This is a genomic window from Variovorax paradoxus, assembly GCF_022009635.1.
Classification (GTDB): domain Bacteria; phylum Pseudomonadota; class Gammaproteobacteria; order Burkholderiales; family Burkholderiaceae_C; genus Variovorax.
On sequence record NZ_CP091716.1, the window covers coordinates 6,303,229 to 6,322,512 of the forward strand.

The 19,284-nt window shown below is 69.2% G+C and carries 20 protein-coding genes; 14 read left to right on the forward strand and 6 right to left on the reverse strand.

The window, feature by feature from the left end; translation table 11 throughout:
• Window positions 1-36 precede the first annotated feature (36 nt).
• Genes L3V85_RS29425 through L3V85_RS29435 form a run of 3 tightly spaced genes read left to right on the forward strand, consistent with a single transcriptional unit; the run spans window position 37 to window position 2,260 of the window.
• Window positions 37-711 (forward strand): lysophospholipid acyltransferase family protein, encoded by a 675-nt coding sequence (locus tag L3V85_RS29425; protein ID WP_237680676.1) that lies wholly within the window; start codon window positions 37-39, stop codon window positions 709-711.
• Window positions 708-1,661, forward strand: coding sequence for a phosphatidate cytidylyltransferase (locus L3V85_RS29430; RefSeq protein WP_237676165.1), 954 nt, complete (start codon window positions 708-710; stop codon window positions 1,659-1,661). The genes L3V85_RS29425 and L3V85_RS29430 overlap by 4 nt, the downstream gene beginning before the upstream one ends.
• A gap of 38 nt (window positions 1,662-1,699) precedes the next feature.
• Window positions 1,700-2,260: a YdeI/OmpD-associated family protein gene (locus L3V85_RS29435; protein WP_237680677.1), complete on the forward strand. Its 561-nt coding sequence runs from the start codon at window positions 1,700-1,702 to the stop codon at window positions 2,258-2,260.
• 9 nt (window positions 2,261-2,269) lie between these two features.
• On the opposite strand, the gene L3V85_RS29440 is transcribed toward L3V85_RS29435, so the two are convergent.
• Complete coding sequence (locus L3V85_RS29440) at window positions 2,270-2,902, reverse strand: Crp/Fnr family transcriptional regulator (RefSeq protein ID WP_237676166.1); 633 nt, start codon at window positions 2,900-2,902, stop codon at window positions 2,270-2,272.
• Window positions 2,903-3,175: 273 nt separating this feature from the next.
• Between L3V85_RS29440 and L3V85_RS29445 the strand changes: the two genes are divergently transcribed.
• From L3V85_RS29445 to L3V85_RS29475, 7 genes are read left to right on the forward strand one after another with little or no spacing between them, the layout of a single operon-like run.
• Window positions 3,176-4,240 carry a porin gene (locus tag L3V85_RS29445; RefSeq protein WP_237676167.1) on the forward strand — a complete coding sequence of 355 codons (1,065 nt, stop codon included), beginning with the start codon at window positions 3,176-3,178 and terminating at the stop codon, window positions 4,238-4,240.
• Window positions 4,241-4,259: 19 nt separating this feature from the next.
• Complete coding sequence (locus L3V85_RS29450) at window positions 4,260-6,371, forward strand: acetate--CoA ligase family protein (RefSeq protein ID WP_237676168.1); 2,112 nt, start codon at window positions 4,260-4,262, stop codon at window positions 6,369-6,371.
• Between the two features lie 22 nt (window positions 6,372-6,393).
• Entirely contained in the window at window positions 6,394-7,386 is a 993-nt protein-coding gene (locus L3V85_RS29455; protein WP_237676169.1) for a Bug family tripartite tricarboxylate transporter substrate binding protein, read from the forward strand.
• A 21-nt stretch (window positions 7,387-7,407) separates the two neighbouring features.
• The gene (locus L3V85_RS29460) at window positions 7,408-8,823 is read left to right on the forward strand and encodes a DUF1254 domain-containing protein (RefSeq protein ID WP_423838518.1); all 1,416 of its coding nucleotides are present in this window, start codon (window positions 7,408-7,410) and stop codon (window positions 8,821-8,823) included.
• Window positions 8,824-8,826: 3 nt separating this feature from the next.
• Window positions 8,827-10,167, forward strand: coding sequence for a DUF1254 domain-containing protein (locus L3V85_RS29465; RefSeq protein ID WP_237676170.1), 1,341 nt, complete (start codon window positions 8,827-8,829; stop codon window positions 10,165-10,167).
• Window positions 10,164-11,435, forward strand: a complete 1,272-nt coding sequence (locus tag L3V85_RS29470; protein ID WP_237676171.1) for an alkyl sulfatase dimerization domain-containing protein — start codon at window positions 10,164-10,166, stop codon at window positions 11,433-11,435. Before L3V85_RS29465 ends, L3V85_RS29470 begins: the two co-directional genes overlap by 4 nt.
• A 24-nt stretch (window positions 11,436-11,459) precedes the next feature.
• The gene (locus L3V85_RS29475; protein WP_237676172.1) at window positions 11,460-12,455 is read left to right on the forward strand and encodes a Bug family tripartite tricarboxylate transporter substrate binding protein; all 996 of its coding nucleotides are present in this window, start codon (window positions 11,460-11,462) and stop codon (window positions 12,453-12,455) included.
• Between the two features lie 4 nt (window positions 12,456-12,459).
• Here the strand turns inward: L3V85_RS29475 and L3V85_RS29480 are convergent, their stop codons facing one another.
• Together L3V85_RS29480 and ruvA are read right to left on the reverse strand one after the other, a co-directional pair.
• Window positions 12,460-13,347: a hypothetical protein gene (locus L3V85_RS29480; protein ID WP_237676173.1), complete on the reverse strand. Its 888-nt coding sequence runs from the start codon at window positions 13,345-13,347 to the stop codon at window positions 12,460-12,462.
• Window positions 13,344-13,916 (reverse strand): Holliday junction branch migration protein RuvA, encoded by a 573-nt coding sequence (gene ruvA / locus L3V85_RS29485; RefSeq protein ID WP_237676174.1) that lies wholly within the window; start codon window positions 13,914-13,916, stop codon window positions 13,344-13,346. Before ruvA ends, L3V85_RS29480 begins: the two co-directional genes overlap by 4 nt.
• Before the next feature lie 20 nt (window positions 13,917-13,936).
• Here ruvA and L3V85_RS29490 point away from each other — a divergent pair, with 20 nt between their 5' ends.
• Complete coding sequence (locus L3V85_RS29490; protein WP_237676175.1) at window positions 13,937-14,893, forward strand: PhoH family protein; 957 nt, start codon at window positions 13,937-13,939, stop codon at window positions 14,891-14,893.
• A gap of 1 nt (window position 14,894) precedes the next feature.
• Window positions 14,895-15,362, forward strand: a complete 468-nt coding sequence (ybeY, locus tag L3V85_RS29495) for an rRNA maturation RNase YbeY (RefSeq protein ID WP_237676176.1) — start codon at window positions 14,895-14,897, stop codon at window positions 15,360-15,362.
• 14 nt (window positions 15,363-15,376) lie between these two features.
• On the opposite strand, the gene dtd is transcribed toward ybeY, so the two are convergent.
• On the reverse strand, window positions 15,377-15,820 hold the full coding sequence (dtd, locus tag L3V85_RS29500) for a D-aminoacyl-tRNA deacylase (protein WP_237676177.1): 444 nt from the start codon (window positions 15,818-15,820) through the stop codon (window positions 15,377-15,379).
• Window positions 15,817-16,734, reverse strand: coding sequence for a cation diffusion facilitator family transporter (locus L3V85_RS29505; RefSeq protein WP_237676178.1), 918 nt, complete (start codon window positions 16,732-16,734; stop codon window positions 15,817-15,819). Before L3V85_RS29505 ends, dtd begins: the two co-directional genes overlap by 4 nt.
• 152 nt (window positions 16,735-16,886) lie before the next feature.
• Here L3V85_RS29505 and L3V85_RS29510 point away from each other — a divergent pair, with 152 nt between their 5' ends.
• Together L3V85_RS29510 and L3V85_RS29515 are read left to right on the forward strand one after the other, a co-directional pair.
• Entirely contained in the window at window positions 16,887-17,351 is a 465-nt protein-coding gene (locus tag L3V85_RS29510) for a FecR family protein (protein ID WP_237676179.1), read from the forward strand.
• Window positions 17,348-17,971 (forward strand): OmpA family protein, encoded by a 624-nt coding sequence (locus tag L3V85_RS29515; protein WP_337250096.1) that lies wholly within the window; start codon window positions 17,348-17,350, stop codon window positions 17,969-17,971. Before L3V85_RS29510 ends, L3V85_RS29515 begins: the two co-directional genes overlap by 4 nt.
• Window positions 17,972-17,978: 7 nt before the next feature.
• Here the strand turns inward: L3V85_RS29515 and tyrS are convergent, their stop codons facing one another.
• Window positions 17,979-19,187, reverse strand: a complete 1,209-nt coding sequence (gene tyrS, locus L3V85_RS29520) for a tyrosine--tRNA ligase (RefSeq protein ID WP_237676180.1) — start codon at window positions 19,185-19,187, stop codon at window positions 17,979-17,981.
• Window positions 19,188-19,284 lie beyond the last annotated feature (97 nt).

Consider the following 19,284-nt stretch of genomic DNA (forward strand, 5'->3'; position numbering starts at 1 on the left):
AACAACAAGAACGACACGCCGCCGTCCGAAAGCACGGTGCTGCGGCGCGGGCTCGCCGTGGTGGCGGGCAAGCTCATCATCGGCGTGGCCGGCCTGCTGACCGGCGTGCGCGCCATCTGGTCGGGCACCAGCCCCAAGGCCGAGCAGACGCTGTACTTCGCCAACCACACCAGCCACGGCGACTTCGTGCTGCTCTGGGCGACGCTTCCGCCCGACCTTCGCGCGCTCACGCGGCCGGTGGCGGGGCAGGACTACTGGGAGGCCTCGAAGCTGCGCAACTTCATCGGCCGCGACGTGTTCAACGCGCTCATGATCCGGCGCGACGGCTCAGGCCAGGGCGGCAACCCGGTCGACCAGATGAAGAAGGCGCTGGAAGGCGGCGACTCGCTCATCATGTTCCCCGAAGGCACGCGCAACACCGGCGACGAGATCCTGCTGCCGCTCAAGAGCGGCCTCTTCCACCTGGCGCGCGCCTGCCCCAACGTGCGGCTGGTGCCGGTGTGGATCGAGAACCTGAAGCGCGTGCTGCCCAAGGGCGTGCTGCTGCCGATTCCGCTGGCCTGCACGGTGCGCTTCGGCACGCCCATCACGCTGGGCGAAGGCGAGGACAAGGTGTCGTTCCTGGCGCGGGCGCGCGCCGCCATGCTCGACATGCGCCCCGAATACGACCGCGTGCCCGAACAAGAAAAAACGAAGACGACGACGCCATGAACATCTCCGCTTCCACCCAGACCACGCTGGAGCTGTTCGGCGGCGTCGCGGGCGTGCTGATCCTGGCCTCGGCCATCGGCGCGCTGCTCAAGTGGCGCGTGGCGCACGGCCAGCCCAACTCGGTGATCGACAACCTCAACGCCCGCGTCAACGCGTGGTGGGTGATGGTGGCGGTGATCGGCATCGCCTTCGCCTTCGGCAAGGGCGGCGTGATCGTGCTGTTCTACCTGATCTCGTTCTATGCGCTGCGCGAGTTCATCAGCCTGGCCTACACCCGGCGCGGCGACCACGGCGCCATCGCGCTGGCCTTCTACCTCGCGCTGCCGGGGCAGTACTTCCTGATCTGGATCGACTGGTACGGGCTCTACGCCATCTACATCCCGGTCTATGCCTTCCTGCTGCTGCCCATTCTGGCGGCGGTGGGCGGCGACACGCAGCGCTTCCTGGAGCGCACCTCGAAGATCCAATGGGGCCTGATGGTGTGCGTGTTCTGCATCAGCCACGTGCCCGCGCTGCTGACGCTGCAGATCCCCGGCTTCGAGGGCCGCAACCTGCTGCTGATCGCCTTCCTCGTGATCGTGGTGCAGGGCAGCGACGTGCTGCAGTACGTGTGGGGCAAGCTCTTCGGCAAGCGCAAGGTGGCGCCCGAGCTGTCGCCTTCCAAAACCTGGGAAGGCCTGGTCGGCGGCGTGGCGAGCGCCACCGCGCTGGGCGCGGCGCTGTACTGGGCCACGCCCTTCAACCCGTGGCAGGCGGCGCTGATGGCGTTGACCATCTGCCTCATGGGCTTCTTCGGCGGCCTGGTGATGTCGGCCATCAAGCGCGACCGCGGCGTGAAGGACTGGGGTTCGATGATCGAAGGCCACGGCGGCATGCTCGACCGGCTCGACTCGGTGATCTTCGCGGCGCCCATCTACTTCCACGCGCTGCGCTACTGGTGGGTGCCGTGAGCAAGGCGGCCAAAGACGCGGAGCGCGTCGCGCACGACATGCCCGTCGAGTGCGCCGACGCGGCCTCGTGGGCGCGCTGGCTCGAGCGCCACCATGGCAACGCCGCCGGCGTGTGGCTGCGCATCGCAAAAAAAGACAGCGGCATCGCCTCCATCGACCACCCGGCCGCGCTGGAAGAAGCGCTGTGCTGGGGCTGGATCGACGGCCAGCGCAAGAGCGACGACGCGCAATACTTCCTGCAGCGCTTCACGCCGCGCACCAAGCGCAGCACCTGGTCGCAGATCAACCGCGCCAAGGTGCTGAAGCTCATCGAGGAAGGCCGCATGCAGCCGGCCGGCCATGCCGAGATCGAACGCGCGAAGGCCGACGGCCGCTGGGACGCGGCCTACGAGGGCGTCGCCGCGGCCACCGTGCCGCCCGACCTGCAGGCCGCGCTGGACGCCAACAAGAAGGCCGCGAAGTTCTTCGCCACGCTCGACTCGCGCAACCGCTTCGCCGTGCTGTTCCGCACCCAGGGCGCGAAGAAGCCCGAGACCCGCGCGCGCCGCATCGCGCAGTTCGTCGAGATGCTGGCCAAGGGCGAGAAGATCCACCCCTGAGCGTCCGGCTCAGGTGCCCGCGGCAATGCGGGCCAGCCGCTCGGCGTTAACGATGCGGATGCGCTTGTAGCGCATGTCGATGGCGCCTTCTTCCACCAGGCGTCCCAGTTCCTTGTTGATGGTCTGGCGCGAGAGCCCGAGCATGGAGGCCAGGTCGTTCTGCGACAGGCGCAGCAGCGGGCCGGCGTCGTCTTCCGCCGCCGCCTGCCCCGGACCCTGCCCGCTGTAGAAGTGGACCAGGCTCATCAGCGTGGCCGCCACGCGGCCGTGGATCGAGTTGAGCATCTGGTTCTGCAGCAGCACGATGCTCAGCCGCTGGCGCTGCAGGCCCAGCTTGGCCACGTCGCGCCACAGCACCGGCTCGGCGTCGAGCACCGCGATCACCGCATCGCTGGGCAAGTGGACGATCACCGAGTCTTCGTGCGCGTGGTAGTCGTAGGGCAGCGGCACGTCTTCCAGCAGGCGCACCAGCGGCGCCACCTGGCCGGGGCCCAGCAGCGCGTTGACGTACTTGCGGCCGTTGCTGCTCATGCTGCTGATCTCGAGGCAGCCGGACACCACCACCAGCAGCTCGCGCCGGTGGCGGTCGTGCGCCAGCACCTGCGTGCGCCGGCTGTAGCGCTCCATGCGCGCCGACTTCATGAGCTCCGCGCGGCGCGCGTCGGGCCAGCGCGAGAACAGTTCGTTCCAGCGCAGCGCGCGTTCCAGGAGCGCGGCGCTCTCCTCTGCGTTGCGGGGGGTGGAAGGGGTCGATCGGGTCAGCGGGTTCTCCCTGCCGTGATGTTCATGAATCTGTCAAAGCGTTGACAGATTCGGGAGGCTGTCGTTTCTATCGTAAGCACCGGACATCGACAAGCACACAAGCGGCACCGGCATGCAAGCGCATGCGGCAAGCCTCACCGGAGACAACAACACATGAAGAAGACAGTCGCCGCCGGCCTCGTGCTGGCGGCCTACTCCTCGCTCACGCCGGCGCAGAGCAGCGTGACCATCTACGGCACGGTCGACCTGTACATGGCCTTCGCCAAGTCGGGCATCACCTCGTCGAAGCGGCTCGAGGACGGCGGCCAGACCGCCTCGCGCCTGGGCTTTCGCGGCACCGAAGACCTCGGCGGCGGGCTCAGCGCGCATTTCACGCTGGAAAGCGGCTTCGCGCCCGACACCGGCAACGGCACCCTGCCCGGGCCCGCCATGTCGTTCAGCCGGCAGTCCTTCGTCGGCCTTTCCGGGCCGTGGGGGCAGATCGACGCGGGCCGCATGTACACGCCGATGTTCTACACGCTGTTCAAGGCCGACCCGTACGGCGTGAACTCGGTGTTCTCTCCGATCAACCTGGTGGCCGCCACCGACGCGCAGCCGGGGCTCACGCCCTTCGCGGCCCGCGCCAGCAACATGATTCGCTACCGCACGCCGGCCAGCAGCGACTTCTTCGCGGACATCGCCTACGCGCCGGGCGAATCGAGCGCGCCCAGCCACCAGAGCGGCAACTTCTACGGCGGCAGCCTGGGCTGGTCGCGCAAGCCCTACTACATCGCCTATGCGTTCCAGCGCGCGCGCTCCGGCTCGGCGTCCGCGCCCGTGGCCGACCCGGCCGCCACCACCTACCAGGCGCTGAGCGGCGCCTACGAGTTGCCGGACATCGGGCTGCAGTTCTATGGCAACTACGTGCGCAACAGCTCCAACCTGCCGCGCGTGCCGACGGCGAAGCTGGCGAGCCTGGGCGTCACCTACAACGTGACGCCCGTCTCGAACCTCATGTTCGAGGCCATGCAGCGCAAGGTGGACGACACCGGCCGCTCGCAGCTGGCCTGGACGCTGGGCTACGACTACTACCTGAGCAAGCGCACGGTGCTCTACGCGCGCTGGCTTCGCCTGCTCAACCGCAACGGCGCATCGGCCTCGCTCGCGACCATCGCGGTCGCGACCGACAGCGGCAACGGCGTGCGCGTGCTCGCCACCGGCATCCGCCACAACTTCTGAAACCTCTACGCCACACTCCATGGATTTCTTCAGTTCCCAGGCCGAGTCGCTCTCGGCCCTGTTCGCGCCGCGCGCCATCGCGGTGGTCGGCGCCTCTTCCAACCCGCAGAAGATCGGCGGCATTCCGGTCGACTACCAGCGCCGCTTCGGCTTCGACGGCGCGCTCTACCCGGTCAACCCCAACGCCGACCGCATCCAGGAGCTGCAGGCATGGCCCAGCCTGCGCGCCATCGGCCAGCCGGTGGACCTGGCCATCCTCGCCGTGCCTGCCGCCCTGGTCGACAGCGCACTCGACGATGCCATCGCCGCGAAGGTGAAGGGCGTGGTGCTGTTCTCGTCGGGTTTCGCAGAAATCGGCGCCGAGGGCACGGCCGCGCAGGCACGGCTGGGCGACAAGGCGCGCGCGGCCGGCGTGCGGCTCATCGGGCCCAACTGCCTGGGCTTCATGAACATCGCGCGCAACGTCTACGCAACCTTCTCGCCCGCGCCCGGCGTGGGCCGCGTGACGGCGGGGCGCATCGGGCTGGTGAGCCAGTCGGGCGCGTTCGGCGCGTATGCGTACTCGATGGCGCGGGCGCGCGGCGTGGGCCTGTCGCTGTGGGCCACCACCGGCAACGAGGCCGACGTGCAGTTCGCCGACTGCCTGGCCTGGCTCGCGCAGGACCCGGCCACCGACGTGATCATGGGCTACATGGAAGGCTGCCGCGACGGCCCCCGCCTGCGCGCGGCGCTGGCCCTCGCGCAGGCGAACGGCAAGCCGGTGGTGATGGTCAAGGTCGGCAGCACGGCGCTGGGCGCGCAGGCCGCCGCCTCGCACACCGCCGCGCTGGCGGGCGACGACGCGGTGTACGACGCGGTGTTCCGCCAATACGGGGTGCTGCGCGCGCGCAACCTCACCGAGTTCTTCGACCTGGCGCACAGCGCGGCCGTGGCCGGCAGGCCACGCGACCGCTCGATCGGCCTGTTCACGCTCTCGGGCGGCGTGGGCGCGCTGATGGCCGACGAGGCCTCGGCGCAGGGCCTGGACGTACAGCCGCTCAGCGATGCAGCGCAGGACACGCTGCGCGGCTGGGTGCCCTTCGCCGCGCCGCGCAACCCGGTCGACATCACCGGGCAGGTGACCAACGACATGAGCCTGCTGGAGCGCAGCGCGCGCGTGATGCTCGACGACCGCGGCTTCGCGTCGTGGATGGGCTTCCTGGCGGCCGCGGGCGCGTCGGATGCGTTCTGGCCGGTGCTGCGCGAGCTGGTGGGCTCGCTGCGCAAGGCCTACCCCGACACGCTGCTCGCCATCAGCACGCTGCTGGCGCCCGAGCGCCGCGCCGAGCTGGAAGCGATGCGCTGCCTGGTGTTCGCCGATCCGTCGGACGGCATCCGCACGATTGCCGCGCTGGCCGGGTTGAAGACCGGCGCGGCGCGCTCGGCGGATTCGACGCCCCCATCGAATCCGCTGAAGCTCGCGCCCGGCACCATGTCCGAGCCCGACGCGCTGTCGCTGCTCGCCGAAGCCGGCGTGCCCGTGGTCGAGCACCGCGTGGTGCGCAGCGCCGACGAGGCGGCAGCCGCCGCCGAAGCCATCGGCGACGCGGTGGTGGTGAAGATCGTGAGCGCGGACATTCCGCACAAGTCGGATGTCGGCGGCGTGGCGCTCGGCCTGCGCGGCGCGGCGCAGGCGCGCGCGGCCTTCGAGCGCACGCGCGACCACGCGCTCACCGCGCGGCCCGATGCGCGGCTCGATGGCGCGCTGGTGGCGCGCATGCTGGGCGGCGGCGTCGAATGCATCGCGGGCGTGCACCGCGACCCGGTGTTCGGCCCGGTGCTGATGTTCGGCCTGGGCGGCATCCACGTCGAGACGCTGCGCGACGTGTCGCTGCGCGCGCTGCCGATCGCGCGCGACGACGCGCTGGCCATGGTGCGCGAACTGCGCGCCTTCGCGATTCTCGACGGCGCGCGCGGCCGTGCGCCGGTCGACCTCGAATCGATCGCCGATGCGCTGTGCGCGCTGGCCGGCTTCGCGCTGCGCGCCGGTGACTCGCTGGACAGCGCCGAGATCAACCCGCTGATCGCGCGGCCGCTGGCCGACGGCGGCTGCGTGGCGGTCGATGCATTGGTCGTCGGACGTGGCGAATGAACAAGCACTGGAGACAGATCGCATGACGACATCGAAAAGACAACGCGCCGTGCTCGGCAGCATCGGCGCCGCCATCGCGCTCGCAGCAAGCAGCGCGCAGGCCGAGGCGCCCTTTCCGTCGAAGCCGCTGCGCATCATCGTGCAGTACCAGGCGGGCGGATCCACCGACATCCTGGCGCGCATCGTGGCGGAAGGGCTGTCGAAGCGGCTGGGCCAGCCGGTAGTGGTCGAGAACCGCAGCGGCGCGGGCGGGATCATCGGCACCGACTACGTCGCCAAGAGCGCGCCCGACGGCTACACGCTGCTGCTGACGGTGCCGGGCCCAGTCACCGCGAACATGGTGCTCTACAGCAAGCTGCCCTACGACCCGCGCACCGACCTGCGCATGGTCTCGGACATCGCCACCACGCGCACCGTGCTGGCTGTACACCCCTCGGTGCCCGCGAAGGACTTCAAGAGCCTGATCGCCGCCGTGAAGGCCGCGCCCGGCAAGTACACGATGGGGTCGTGGGGGCCGGGCACGCAGCCGCACCAGATCCAGGTCTACATGGACAAGACCTACGGCCTGCAGACGCTGCACGTGCCCTACAAGGGCGAAAGCCCGATGGCGGTCGACCTGATCAGCGGCGTCATCAACATGACCGTGGGCTCCGTCACCACGCTGCAGCCGTACATCGCGGCCGGCAAGCTGCGTCCGCTGGCGGTGGCCGGCCCGCGCCGCGCCAAGGCGCTGCCCGAGGTGCCGACCTTCGCCGAGCAGGGTTACGCCGACGAGGTCTATGCGCTCACCGGCCCGACCTCGCTGATGGCGCCGGCGAAGACGCCCGACGCGGTGATCGAACGGCTCGGGCGCGAAGTCAGCGCGGTGGTCCGCCAGCCCGAGGTGAGCCGGCGCATCGAGGAGCTGGGCGCCGAGCCGGTCGGCAACCTGCCGGCCGAGGCCACCGCTGCCTACAAGGCATTCCTTCCCGTGACGCTGCGGCTCACGCAGGCCACGGGCGTGAAGCTCGATTGAGCGCCGCCCACCCGCATCCCCATGAACTCAAGCAAAGAGAACTCCGACATGAACGCTCCCGAACCCCAACTCGCCGTAACCCTCGCGCGCAAGGCGCTCGCCCGCTCGATCGGCCTGGCCGCCTTCGTCTACGGCTACCCGCTCACCGAAACCTACCGCACCTGCGCCATGCAGACAGCGCCGCAGGGCGAGCGCCGCGCCGGCGCCTCGCACGGCTCCGACGTGCGCGCGCCGCTGAACACGCTGCACCATTCCCCGCGCCCCTCCACCCATGAAGACCGCGACGTGGTGACGCCGGCCAACGACCTGCTCTACACGATGGCGTGGGTGCACCTGGCCCATGGGCCGATGCTGCTGACCGTGCCCGCGTCGTCGCGCCATCCGGGGCGCTACTTCGTGCTGCCGCTGTACGACGCCTACACCGAGAACTTCGAGAACCTGGGGCCGCGCAACTGCAACCCCGAGGGCGAGACCGTGGTGCTCGTCGGGCCGAACGGCACGGTGCCGGAATCGCTCGCGGGCCACCGCGTGGTGCGTTGCCCGACCGATCTCGTCTGGCTGATCGGCCGCATCCTGGTGGGCGACGAGAGCGACTGGCCGGCGGCACGCGCGCTGCAAGCGGAGATCAAGCTCGCACCCGCGCCCGGCACGGCACTGCAGGGCCGCCCGGCCGCCATCGAGCACTGGGAAGGCCCGCTGGTGGATGCGATGGCCGCCGCCTTCGAACACGACGAGCCGGCCGCGCAGGTGGCGCCGCGCTTCTTCACCAACATGTGCCGGGAGCTCGCCGAGGCGCCGGGCCGCGTGGAAGACCGCGTGCTGGTGGCCTGGTTCGGCCAGGCCGGGCTTCGGCCGGACACCGCATTCTCGTGGGACACGCTGGACGAAGCCGCGCGCGAAGGACTGATCGAGGGCTTCGCGGAAGGCGTGCAGCTGGTCGGCGCGGCGGGCCGCAACCGCCGCCCCAAGCCCTGGTCGATGGCGCCGGCCACCGGCCGCTACGGCAACGAGTTCCTCGGCCGCGCCCGCACCGCCTACCTGGGCCTGGGCGCACTGGCCACCAGCGAAGCCGTATACGCCGCCGCGCATCACGACGCGAAGCAGGAGCCGCTTGACGGCCAGCGCGGCTACACGATGCGCTTCGAGGCCGACGACCTGCCGCCGGCCGACGCCTTCTGGTCGGTGACGCTCTACGACGCCGACCGCTTCCTCTACCCCAACGAGATCAGGCGCCATGCGATCGGCGACCGCACGCCCGGCCTGAAGCGCGGCACCGACGGCAGCCTGGAGATCAGCATGAGCCACGTGCGTCCGGCCGACACCGCCAACTGGCTGCCCGCGCCGGCCGGGCGCTTCTACCTGATCCTTCGCATGTACTACCCGCGCGAAGGCGTGCAGAGCTGGCGCGTTCCCGCCCTGCAGGCACGGGAGGGCTGAGCCATGCCAGCGACCATCGACAACGAACTGCGCACGCTGGCCGAAGAGGCCGTCGTCTATGCCTTTCCGCTCCACGAGATGAGCCGCATGCGCGCGGCCACCTCGCCGCAGCGCACCGACATCGCCGGAGAAGCGCCGAAGCCCCATCGCTGGTGCAACGTGTTCACGCATGCGCGGCAGCTCTTGGGCGCGGGCAAGAGCCGCGTGGTGACGCCGAACAACGACACGCTCTACACCAACGCCTGGCTCGACCTGGGCGACGGCCCGCTCGTGATCGACGTGCCGGACACGGCCGGGCGCTACTACGTGCTGGGCCTGCTCGACTTCTACACGAACCCCTTCGCGCACATCGGCCAGCGCCTCACGGGCACGGCCGCGCGCTCCTTCCTCGTCACGCCGCCGGGCTGGCGCGGTGAAGTGCCGGCAGCGTTCCGCGAGGCCGGCGCGCACATCGAGGCGCCGACGCGCTGGCTGTGGGTCATCGGGCGCATCCTGGTCGACGGGCCGGACGACGTGCCCGCCGTCAATGCGCTGCAGGAGGGATTCGTCGTTCGCACGCTCGGCGACTGGCAGGCGGGCAAGACGTCTTCGATGCCGAAGCCCTTCGATCCGGCCTGCGATCCGAAGGCGCCGCTGAGCGCCGAGCACTTCGCGGCGCAGGTGAACCGCGCGCTGCGCGAGAACCCGCCGCCCGCGCGCGATGCGGCCTTGCTCGCGCGCTTCGCGCCGCTCGGGCTGGGCCCGGATGCCGATGCACTCGACGAAGCGCAACGCACGGTGCTGCAAGACGCGCTCGACACCGTGCTGCCGCGCCTGCGCAAGGCGCAGTCCGGCGCCACGACTTCCAGCGGCTGGGTGCAAATGCCGCTGGTCGAGGGCAGCTTCGGCGACGACCACCTGGCGCGCGCGCTGGTGGCGCTCAAGTACATCGGCATGCTCGAAAGCCGCGAGGCGACCTATCCGCTGGCATGGCACGACGCCTCGGGCCGCAAGCTCGACGGAAGCGGCTGCTACACGCTTCGCTTCGCGCCCGGCAATCTGCCGCCAGTCGATGCCTTCTGGTCGCTCACCATGTACGACAGCCGCGACTACATGCTGGTGGGCAACCCGATCGACCGCTACGCCATCGGCGACCGCACGCCGGCGCTGCGCCACGATGCCGACGGCGGCCTCACGCTGTACATCCAGCATGCACGGCCCGAAGGCGAAGCTGCGCAGGCCAACTGGCTGCCGGCGCCGGAAGGCGATTTCTATCTCTGCCTGCGCGCCTACGTGCCGCGCGCCGAAATGCTGGACGGCCGCTATGCGCTGCCGGCGCTGGTCCGCACCGGGGAGGCCGCATGAGCACGAACGACAGCACGAACACCGTGGAACAGGAAAAGCCTTTCCTCATCGTCGGCACGGGCACCGAGACGGTCGCGCCGGGCCTGCACATCCTGCGCGGACAAGGGCAGTCCTTCGTGGCCGAGACGGATGCCGGCCTGGTGGTGATCGACGCCGGGCCGGGCGGCCCGGTGACGCAGGGGATGATCGACGCGGTGCGCCAGCTCAGCAATGCGCCGCTGCATGCGCTGTGCTACAGCCACGGGCACGTGGGCTACAACTCCGGCGTGCCGATGTGGCTCGAACACGCCGCGCAGCGCGGCGATGCGCCGCCGCGCGTCATCGCGCACCGCAACGTGCTTCGGCGCCAGGCCCGCTACAGGGAAACCGAGACGCTGCAGCACCGCATGGCCGAGATCCAGTTCAACCGGCCCGCCGGCTTCTTCGACCGCCGGCTCGCCATGCACGCGCCGACCGAGACCTTCGACGACCGGCTGCAGATAGGCCAGGGCGACAGCCACATCGAGCTGCGCTGGGCGCCCTCGGAGACCGACGACGCGATCGCGCTGTGGAGCCCGTCGCAGCGGGTGCTGTACGGCGGCGCGGCGCTGATCGACTCGATCCCCAACATCGGCACGCCCTTTCGCACGATGCGCGACACGGTGCGCTGGGCCGACACGCTCGATGCGCTCGCGGCGCTCGGCGCGCGCAAGGCGGTGCGCGAGTTCGGCGCGACGCTGGAGGGCGAGGAGCAGGTGCGGCACGTGCTCACGCACACCGCGCGTGCGCTGCGCTGGCTGCGCGCGGAGGTGGTGCGGCTCATGAACGAAGGACTGAACGAGCGCGGCATCCTGGCGCGCATCCGCTTTCCCGACGAGCTGTTCGGCGTCGAGTGGATGAAGCCCACCTATGGCGACCCCGGCTACATCGTGCGCGACATCTACCGCTCCGAGAACGGCTGGTGGGACCGCAACCCCACCTCGCTGCATCCCGAGGCGCCCGAAGCCATCGGCCGTGCCGTGGCCGACGCCATCAGCGACAAGCGCGGCGTGATCACGCATGCGCGCTCGCTGGCGCAAGGCGGCCAGTGGCAGCTCGCGCTCCACGTGATCGACCTGCTGGCCACCGCCGACGGCGATGCGCCGGAGATCGCGGAGGCGCGTTCGCTCAAGGCCGAATGGCTGCGCGAGCGCGCGCGGCAGGTGCCCAGTTACGTGTCGCGCAACCTGTATCGCGTGGGCGCGGACATGATCGAGCAGGGAACCCAGGCGCGCTTCGGCATCCACTGACCCCCACATCCCAGGAGACAAGACATGACAACCACATTCCTCGGACACCGCCTGCGCACGCTGGCCCTCGGCGTGCTCGCCGCATTCGCCGCGGCCGCCGGCCACGCGCAGGGCGCCGACACCTACCCCGACAAGCCGGTGACGCTGGTCGTGCCCACGGCGGCGGCGGGCGGCACCGACACCATCTCGCGGCTGATCGCGGACGCGCTCTCCAAGGCGCTGAAGCAGCCCTTCATCATCGACAACCGCCCCGGCGCCAACGGCATCCTCGGCACCGACCTGGTGGCGCGCGGCACGCCCGATGGCTACCGGCTGCTGTTCACCTATGCGGCGGCGATGGTGGTGAACCCCAGCCTCTACAAGAAGCTGCCCTACGACCCGGTGAAGGACTTCGCGCCCGTGGCGCAGATCGGGCGCGGCGGCAACCTGCTGCTGGTGCGCCAGGACCTGCCGGTGAAGACGCTCAAGGAATTCATCGCCTACGCCAAGGCGCGGCCCGACAAGCTCAGCTACTGCTCGTGGGGCAACGGCTCCGGCGGCCACTTGGCGATGGAAAGCCTCAAGAAGCAGGCCGGCCTCGTGATGACGCACGTGCCCTACAAAGGCAGCGGCCCCTGCGTGCAGGACCTGATGGGCGGCCAGGTGGACGCGGCCTTCGCCGACATGTCGTCCACGGTGGAACTGGTGCGCGCCGGGCGCCTGAAGGCGCTGGCCAACAGCGGCCCCTCGCGCATTCCGATGCTGCCCGACGTGCCGACGATGACCGAGGCCGGCTACCCCTTCACCAACTACTCGTGGTACGGGCTGCTGGCGCCCGCGAAGACGCCGCCGGCCATCGTGAAGAAGCTCAACATTGCCGTGAACCAGGTGCTGAAGGACCCCGCCGTGGTGCAGCGCCTGCGCGAACTCAACTTCACCGACCTGCCGCAGAACACGCCCGAGCAGTTCGCCGCGACCATCCAGAAAGACCTGCACGACTGGAGCGTGCTGATCAAGGACATCGGGTTGACGATCGAATGAGCGCTCAGGCGTCGTCCATGGACCGCGACCGGCCGAACCAGAAGCCCACGATCAGGCCGACCGTGCCGAAGCCGATGGCGATCCAGAGGCTCAGGAAGGTGAAGACGTTGTAACGCCCGGGCTGCTGCGCCAGCGCGCTCGCCAGGTCGGGCTCGTTCAGGCCGCCGAGCCCGCGGGCCGCGGCGAAGTCGAAGCCCGCCGAGCCGAGGAAGTTGAGCGTCAGCAGCAGCGGCAGGATGGCGAACAGTGGAAACCACGCGCCGCGCAACTTGCGCCACGACATCAGTTGCGCCGCCACGAACAACGCCGCGCCGACAACGAACAACCCGAGCACGAAGCGGTCGCGGGCCAACGGCAGCAGCCATGGCCAGACCCACTGCAGCGGGTAGAGCGGCCATTCCGCCTGCGGCGCCAGGCCGCCGGGGCGGGCGAAGGCCTGCCAGCCCAGCGCGAGCGTGGCGCGCCCCACCAGCGCGGACGCACAGGCCACGGCCGCGACGCTCAGGCAGCCGATGCGCAAGGGAGACGAACGCGGCTGTGGAAACACATGCGACGGCAGCACCGGCAACGGAAATTGCCCCGGCTGCCAGATCCGCTTCACCACAGTGACCGGCGGCGGCGCCACCGACAGTTCGCCGCGCACCAGCCAGTCGATGGCGAAGATCGCGAGCGCGAAGGCCATCGCGGCCGTCAGCCAGGCACAGGCGCCCGGCATGTCGACGAAGCCGACCGGCGTGAACATCGGCAGGTTGCCGTACACGAGGCCCGCGCAGCCGTAGGCCAGCAGGATCGGCACGCAGCCGATATGGGCCGCCTGCATCAGCAGCTCGTCGCTGCGGACCGACTCCTGGCGCAGCGCCTGGACGCGTGACCAAGCGCCGCGCAGGCTCACTTGGCCAGCGACTTCAGCGCGAGCTTGATGCCCTCGCTCACCGTCGCGTCCTTCGGCAGCGCCTTCAATGCGAGTGCTGCTTCCTTGTCGCTGTAGCCCAGCGCGATCAGCGCCTGAAGGATGTCGGCCTGCGCGTCGGACGCCGTATGCGCGGGCAGGCCGATGTCGGCGCCCAGCTTGCCCTTGAGCTCAAGCAGCAGCCGCTCGGCGGTCTTCTTGCCGATGCCGGGGATCTTCACGAGCCGGCCCAGCTCCTGGGTGGTGATTGCCTGCGCCAGCTCGCCCACGCTCATGCCCGACAGCAGGCCGAGCGCGGTGCGCGGCCCCACGCCGGTGATCTTGATGAGCTGGCGGAAAGCCGCCCGTTCCTCGGCGGTGCCGAAGCCGTAGAGAATCTGCGCGTCCTCGCGCACGACGAAGTGCGTGAGCAGCGACACCTTCGCGCCGACGTTCGGCAGGTTGTAGAACGTGCTCATCGGCACATCGACCTCGTAGCCGACGCCGTTGCAGTCCACCACCACCTGCGGTGGATTGCGTTCGGCCAGCGTGCCGGTGAGTTTGCCTATCATGGGTGCCCTTTTTCCTTGAAATGTCCGGCGTGATTCTGCGACACACCTTTACCCCACTGAACAATTCGCGCCTCGGCCACCTGTGCGGACCTCTGGACGCCCACCTGCGCCGCATCGAGGAAGCGCTGGGCGTGAAGATCGCGCACCGCCACGAGCAGTTCAAGGTCGACGGCCCCAAGGCCGCCGCCCAGCGCGCGATGGACGTGCTGCAGGCGCTGTATGAAATCGCCCAGCGCACGATCGACCCGGCCGTGGTGCAGCTCACGCTGGCCGGCGACGGCTCGATGCTCGAGGGCGACGACGACATCGCGATGCTGGTCACCCGCCGCACCGACCTGCGCGCGCGCACGCCCACGCAGGCGGTGTACCTGGACAACATCGCCAAGCACGACATCACCTTCGGCATCGGCCCGGCCGGCACCGGCAAGACCTACCTGGCGGTGGCCTGCGCGGTCGATGCGCTGGAACGCGCGGCGGTGCAGCGCATCGTGCTCACGCGCCCGGCGGTGGAAGCGGGCGAGCGGCTCGGCTTCCTGCCCGGCGACCTGACGCAAAAGGTCGACCCCTACCTGCGCCCGCTGTACGACGCGCTCTACGACCTGATGGGCTACGAGAAGGTGCAGAAGGCCTTCGAGCGCAACGCGCTGGAGATCGCGCCGCTGGCCTTCATGCGCGGCCGCACGCTGAACAACGCCTTCGTGATCCTCGACGAGGCGCAGAACACCACGCCCGAGCAGATGAAAATGTTCCTCACGCGCATCGGCTTCGGCGCGCGCGCGGTGGTGACGGGCGACGTGAGCCAGATCGACCTGCCCAAGCAGCAGCTCAGCGGCCTGATCGACGCCGAGCGCGTTCTCAAGCGCGTGAGCGGCATCGCCATGACGCACTTCACCAGCGCCGACGTGGTGCGCCACCCGCTGGTGGCGAAGATCGTCGATGCCTATGACGGCCAGCGCAAGCGTGCGGGAGGCCACTGAGATGGCCGCATCGAAGCTCCCGGCGCTTTCGCTGTCGCTGCAGTTCGGCCGCTTCAAGGGCGTGGAGCGCCATCGCGCCGCGCTGCCGCGCCACAGCGTGACACGCTGGGTTCGCCATGCGCTCGACATCGACGGCGAGATCACCGTGCGCATCGTCGACGCCGAGGAAGGCCAGCGCCTGAACCGCGAGTTCCGCGGCAAGGACTACGCCACCAACGTGCTGACCTTCGACTATGCGCAAAGCCCGCTGGTGATGGCCGACCTGGTGCTGTGCGCGCCGGTGGTGGCGCGCGAGGCCAAGGAAAACCGCAAGACGCTGGCCGACCATTACGCGCACCTGCTGGTGCACGGCACGCTGCATGCGCAGGGCTGGGACCACGAGACCAGCGAAGCCGACGCCGACGAGATGGAGGCCTACGAGATCGAGATCCTCGCGGGCCTGGGCATTCGCAGCCCTTACGGCAAGTGACCGGATAGCGGCGGCTATGCCGTCATCTGCAGCGGGATCGTCACCGGGCCATCGTTCAGCAGGTGCACCTGCATGTCGGCGCCGAATTCGCCGGTGGCGACCACCGGGTGCGCGGCGCGCGCCTGCGCCACGAAGTATTCGTAAAGCCGGCGCCCTTCGTCGGGCGGCGCGGCCTGGGTGAAGCTGGGGCGGTTGCCGCCGCTCGCGTCGGCCGCGAGCGTGAACTGGCTCACCACCAGCAGGCCGCCGCCGATGTCCTGCACGCTGCGGTTCATCTTGCCGGCCTCGTCGGCAAAGATGCGCAGCTTGAGGATCTTGGCGAGCATGCGGTCGGCCAGGGCATCGACGTCGCCACGCTCGGCGCACAGCAGCACGAGCAGGCCGGAATCGATGGCGCCGACGGTGCGGCCGGAAATATCCACGCGTGCATTCGCCACGCGCTGAAGTACAGCTTTCATAGGGGGTGATGTTCGCCGGCCTGGGTGGCGCGGGCTTCCATGGTCAGGGGCAGGAGCTGGATGGTGACGCGCAGGCCCGGCACGGCGTCCATCAGGGACTGCTCGAGCTGGTCGCGCATGGCGGCGGCGTGCTGCAGCGTCCAGTCGCCGGGCACGTGCATGTGGAGGTCGGCAAAGCGGCGCTGGCCGGCGCTGCGCGTGACCATGTCGTCGAAGCGCAGCCGGGTGCCTTCGGGCATGCGGGCTGCGAAGGCGTCGAGCGTGGCGCGCACGGTGGCCAGCGTCTCGGGGTCGAGCGCCTGGTCCATGAGCCCCTGCGACGAACGCCACACCAGCTTGGCGCCCTCGCGCACGATGTTGAGCGCCACGCCGATGGCCAGCACCGGGTCGAGCCAGAGCCAGCCGCTCAGTTGCACGCCGATGATGCCGATCACCACGGCGGCCGAGGTCCAGACGTCTGTCATCAGGTGGCGGCCGTCGGCCTCCAGGGCAATGGAGCGGTGCGTGCGGGCCGCGCGGAACAGCACCACGGCCAGCGCGGCGTTGAAACCCGAGCTCACCACCGACAGCGCCAGGCCCCAACCCAATTGCTCCAGCGGCTGCGGCGACAGCAGGCGCTGCACCGACACCCAGAGGATGGCGATGGCCGCGCCGACGATCAGGATGCCCTCGAAACCGGAGGAGAAGTACTCGGCCTTGTGGTGGCCGTAGGGGTGCTCGTCGTCGGCCGGCCGTTCGGCGATGGTCACCATGGCCAGCGCGAACATGGCGCTCGCCAGGTTGACGAAGGACTCCATCGCGTCCGAGATCAGCCCCATCGAATTGGTGATGTAGCCGGCTGTTCCCTTGAGCACGATGGTGATCAGGGCGACTGCGACGGAAACGCGAAGCAGGGTCTTGGGGGTCAGCGTCATGCGGGATCTGCGGTGAATTTGGACGAATGACCACGCGAAAAGCGGTAATAGGCCGCAAGATCCGACTGAATTTTCGGCCTCGTGTCCATATGTAACGCCTTCGCCTTAATATTTGTGACCATTGCGAAACAATCTCTCGCAGAAAAGTCAGGATGATGAAAAAAACCGTGATCGCCTTGTGCGGCCTCGCCATTGTGGGCTCGGCCGCGCTGGCCCAGACGCCCGCCGCTGAACCGAAGGCGGGCTTCGTGAAGTCCGTGCGCGGCAGCGTGCAGTTGCTCGACGCCGGCGGCGCAGTTCGCAACGCCAAGCCCGGCGATGCGCTGGGCGCGGTGGACCGCATCGTCACCGGGCCGGACTCGTCGGCGGCCGTGGTGATGCGCGACGACACGACGCTGGTGGTCGGCCCGCTGTCGCGGCTCGACCTGAAGGAATTCCATTTCGACGGCACCACGCACGAAGGCGGCATGCTGCTGTCGCTGCTGCGCGGCTCGATGCGCATGATCACCGGCCTGATCGGCAAGACCAACCCCGACGCCGTGCGCGTCGAGACCCAGACGGCCACCATCGGCATCCGTGGCACCGATTTCATCGTTCAAGCAGACGGCCGCCCATGAAAACCCGTTTCGCCTTTTTCCCCACCCTCGTTCTTGGCATGGCCGCGCTGACGGCAATGCTGCTCGGCGCATGCTCGACCCCCGGCACCCGCGTGGTGCTGCTGCCTCAAGACGACGGCAAGCCTTCCGCCGTGGTGGTGCGCGCCAAGGACGGTGAAGAAGTCCTGTCCAAGCCTTACCAGCGCGCCACCGCCGCGGTGGGCGCCAGCGGCGCCCCGGTCGTCGACCAGGCCGATGCGGCCAAGGTGCAGGCGGAGAACAAGCAGCTGTTCGACATGCGCCCGCCGCCGCCCAAGCGCTACACGGTGTACTTCGAACTCGGCGGCACCACGCTCACGCCGTCTTCGCAGCTGACCTTGTCCGAGGCGCTGGCCGAAGCGCAGGCGCGCAGCGGCAGCGACATCGTCGTCACCGGCCACACCGACACCAAGGGCACGATCGAGCAGAACGACGAGCTCTCGCGCCGGCGCGCGCAGGAAGTGGTCCAGTTGCTGGTGGAACGCCAGTTCCCGTCCGCCCGCATCGAGGCCGTGGGGCGCGGCGAGCGCGAACTGGCGGTGCAGACCGCGGACGACGTGGACGAGCCGCGCAACCGGCGCGTCACCATCGAAGTCCGCTAGCCCAAGGTCAGCTCAGGGTCACGCGCGCGAACTTGCGCTTGCCGACCTGCACCACGTAGCTGCCCGCGGGCAGCTTCAGCGCCTTGTCGCTGACCACGACGGAGTCGATCCGCACGCCGCCGCCGTCGATCAGGCGGTTGCCCTCCGAAGTCGACGGTGCCAGGTTCGCCTGCTTGAGCAGTTGGGCGATGCCCAGCGGGGCGCCGCTCAGTGCCACCTCGGGAATCTCGTCCGGCACGCCGCCCTTGCTGCGGTTGATGAAATCCTGCTCGGCCGTGTCGGCCGCCGCCGCGCTGTGGAAGCGCGTGGTGATTTCCTTGGCCAGCGCGACCTTGGCGTCCTTCGGGTTGCGCCCGCCTTCGATCTCGGCCTTCAGCGCCGCGATCTGCTCTAGCGACTGGAAGCTCAGCAGCGTGTACCAGCGCCACATCAGGTCGTCGGAAATCGACAGCACCTTGGCGAACATGGTGTTGGCGTCTTCGCTGATGCCGATGTAGTTGTTCTTGCTCTTGGACATCTTTTCGACGCCATCGAGCCCTTCCAGCAGCGGCATAGTGAGGATGCACTGCGGTTCCTGGCCGTATTCCTGCTGGAGATGACGGCCGACGAGCAGGTTGAACTTCTGGTCGGTGCCGCCCAGTTCGAGGTCGCTCTTGAGCGCCACCGAGTCGTAGCCCTGCATCAGCGGGTAGAGGAATTCGTGCACCGAGATCGACTGGCCGGCCTTGAAGCGCTTGTTGAAGTCGTCGCGCTCCATCATCCGGGCGACCGTGTACTTGGCGGCCAGCTGGATCATGCCGCGGGCGCCCAAGGGGTCGCTCCACTCGGAGTTGTAGCGGATCTCGGTCTTGTCGGGGTCCAGCACCAGGCTGGCCTGCTTGTAATAAGTCTGGGCGTTGGCCTCGATCTGCTCGCGGGTGAGCGGCGGGCGGGTGTTGTTCCGGCCCGAGGGGTCGCCGATGGTGCTGGTGAAGTCGCCGATCAGGAAGATCACCCGGTGGCCCAGGTCCTGAAGCTGGCGCATCTTGTTGAGCACCACCGTGTGGCCGATGTGGATGTCCGGCGCGGTCGGGTCCAGGCCCAGCTTGATGCGCAGCGGCGTTCCGGTGGCTTCGGAGCGCTGCAGCTTGCGCACCCATTCGTCCTGCGGCAGCAGTTCGTCAGCGCCTCGGAGGGAGATTTCGAGCGCGCGTCCTACACTATTTGAGAGGCTCATGGATGTAACAGATTCGGCCTTTACGGGCCTTTTTGGCTGATTTTCAAGGTGCCGAAGCTATACTCAGCCCGACTTTTCGAGCGCCGAATTCTAAGCG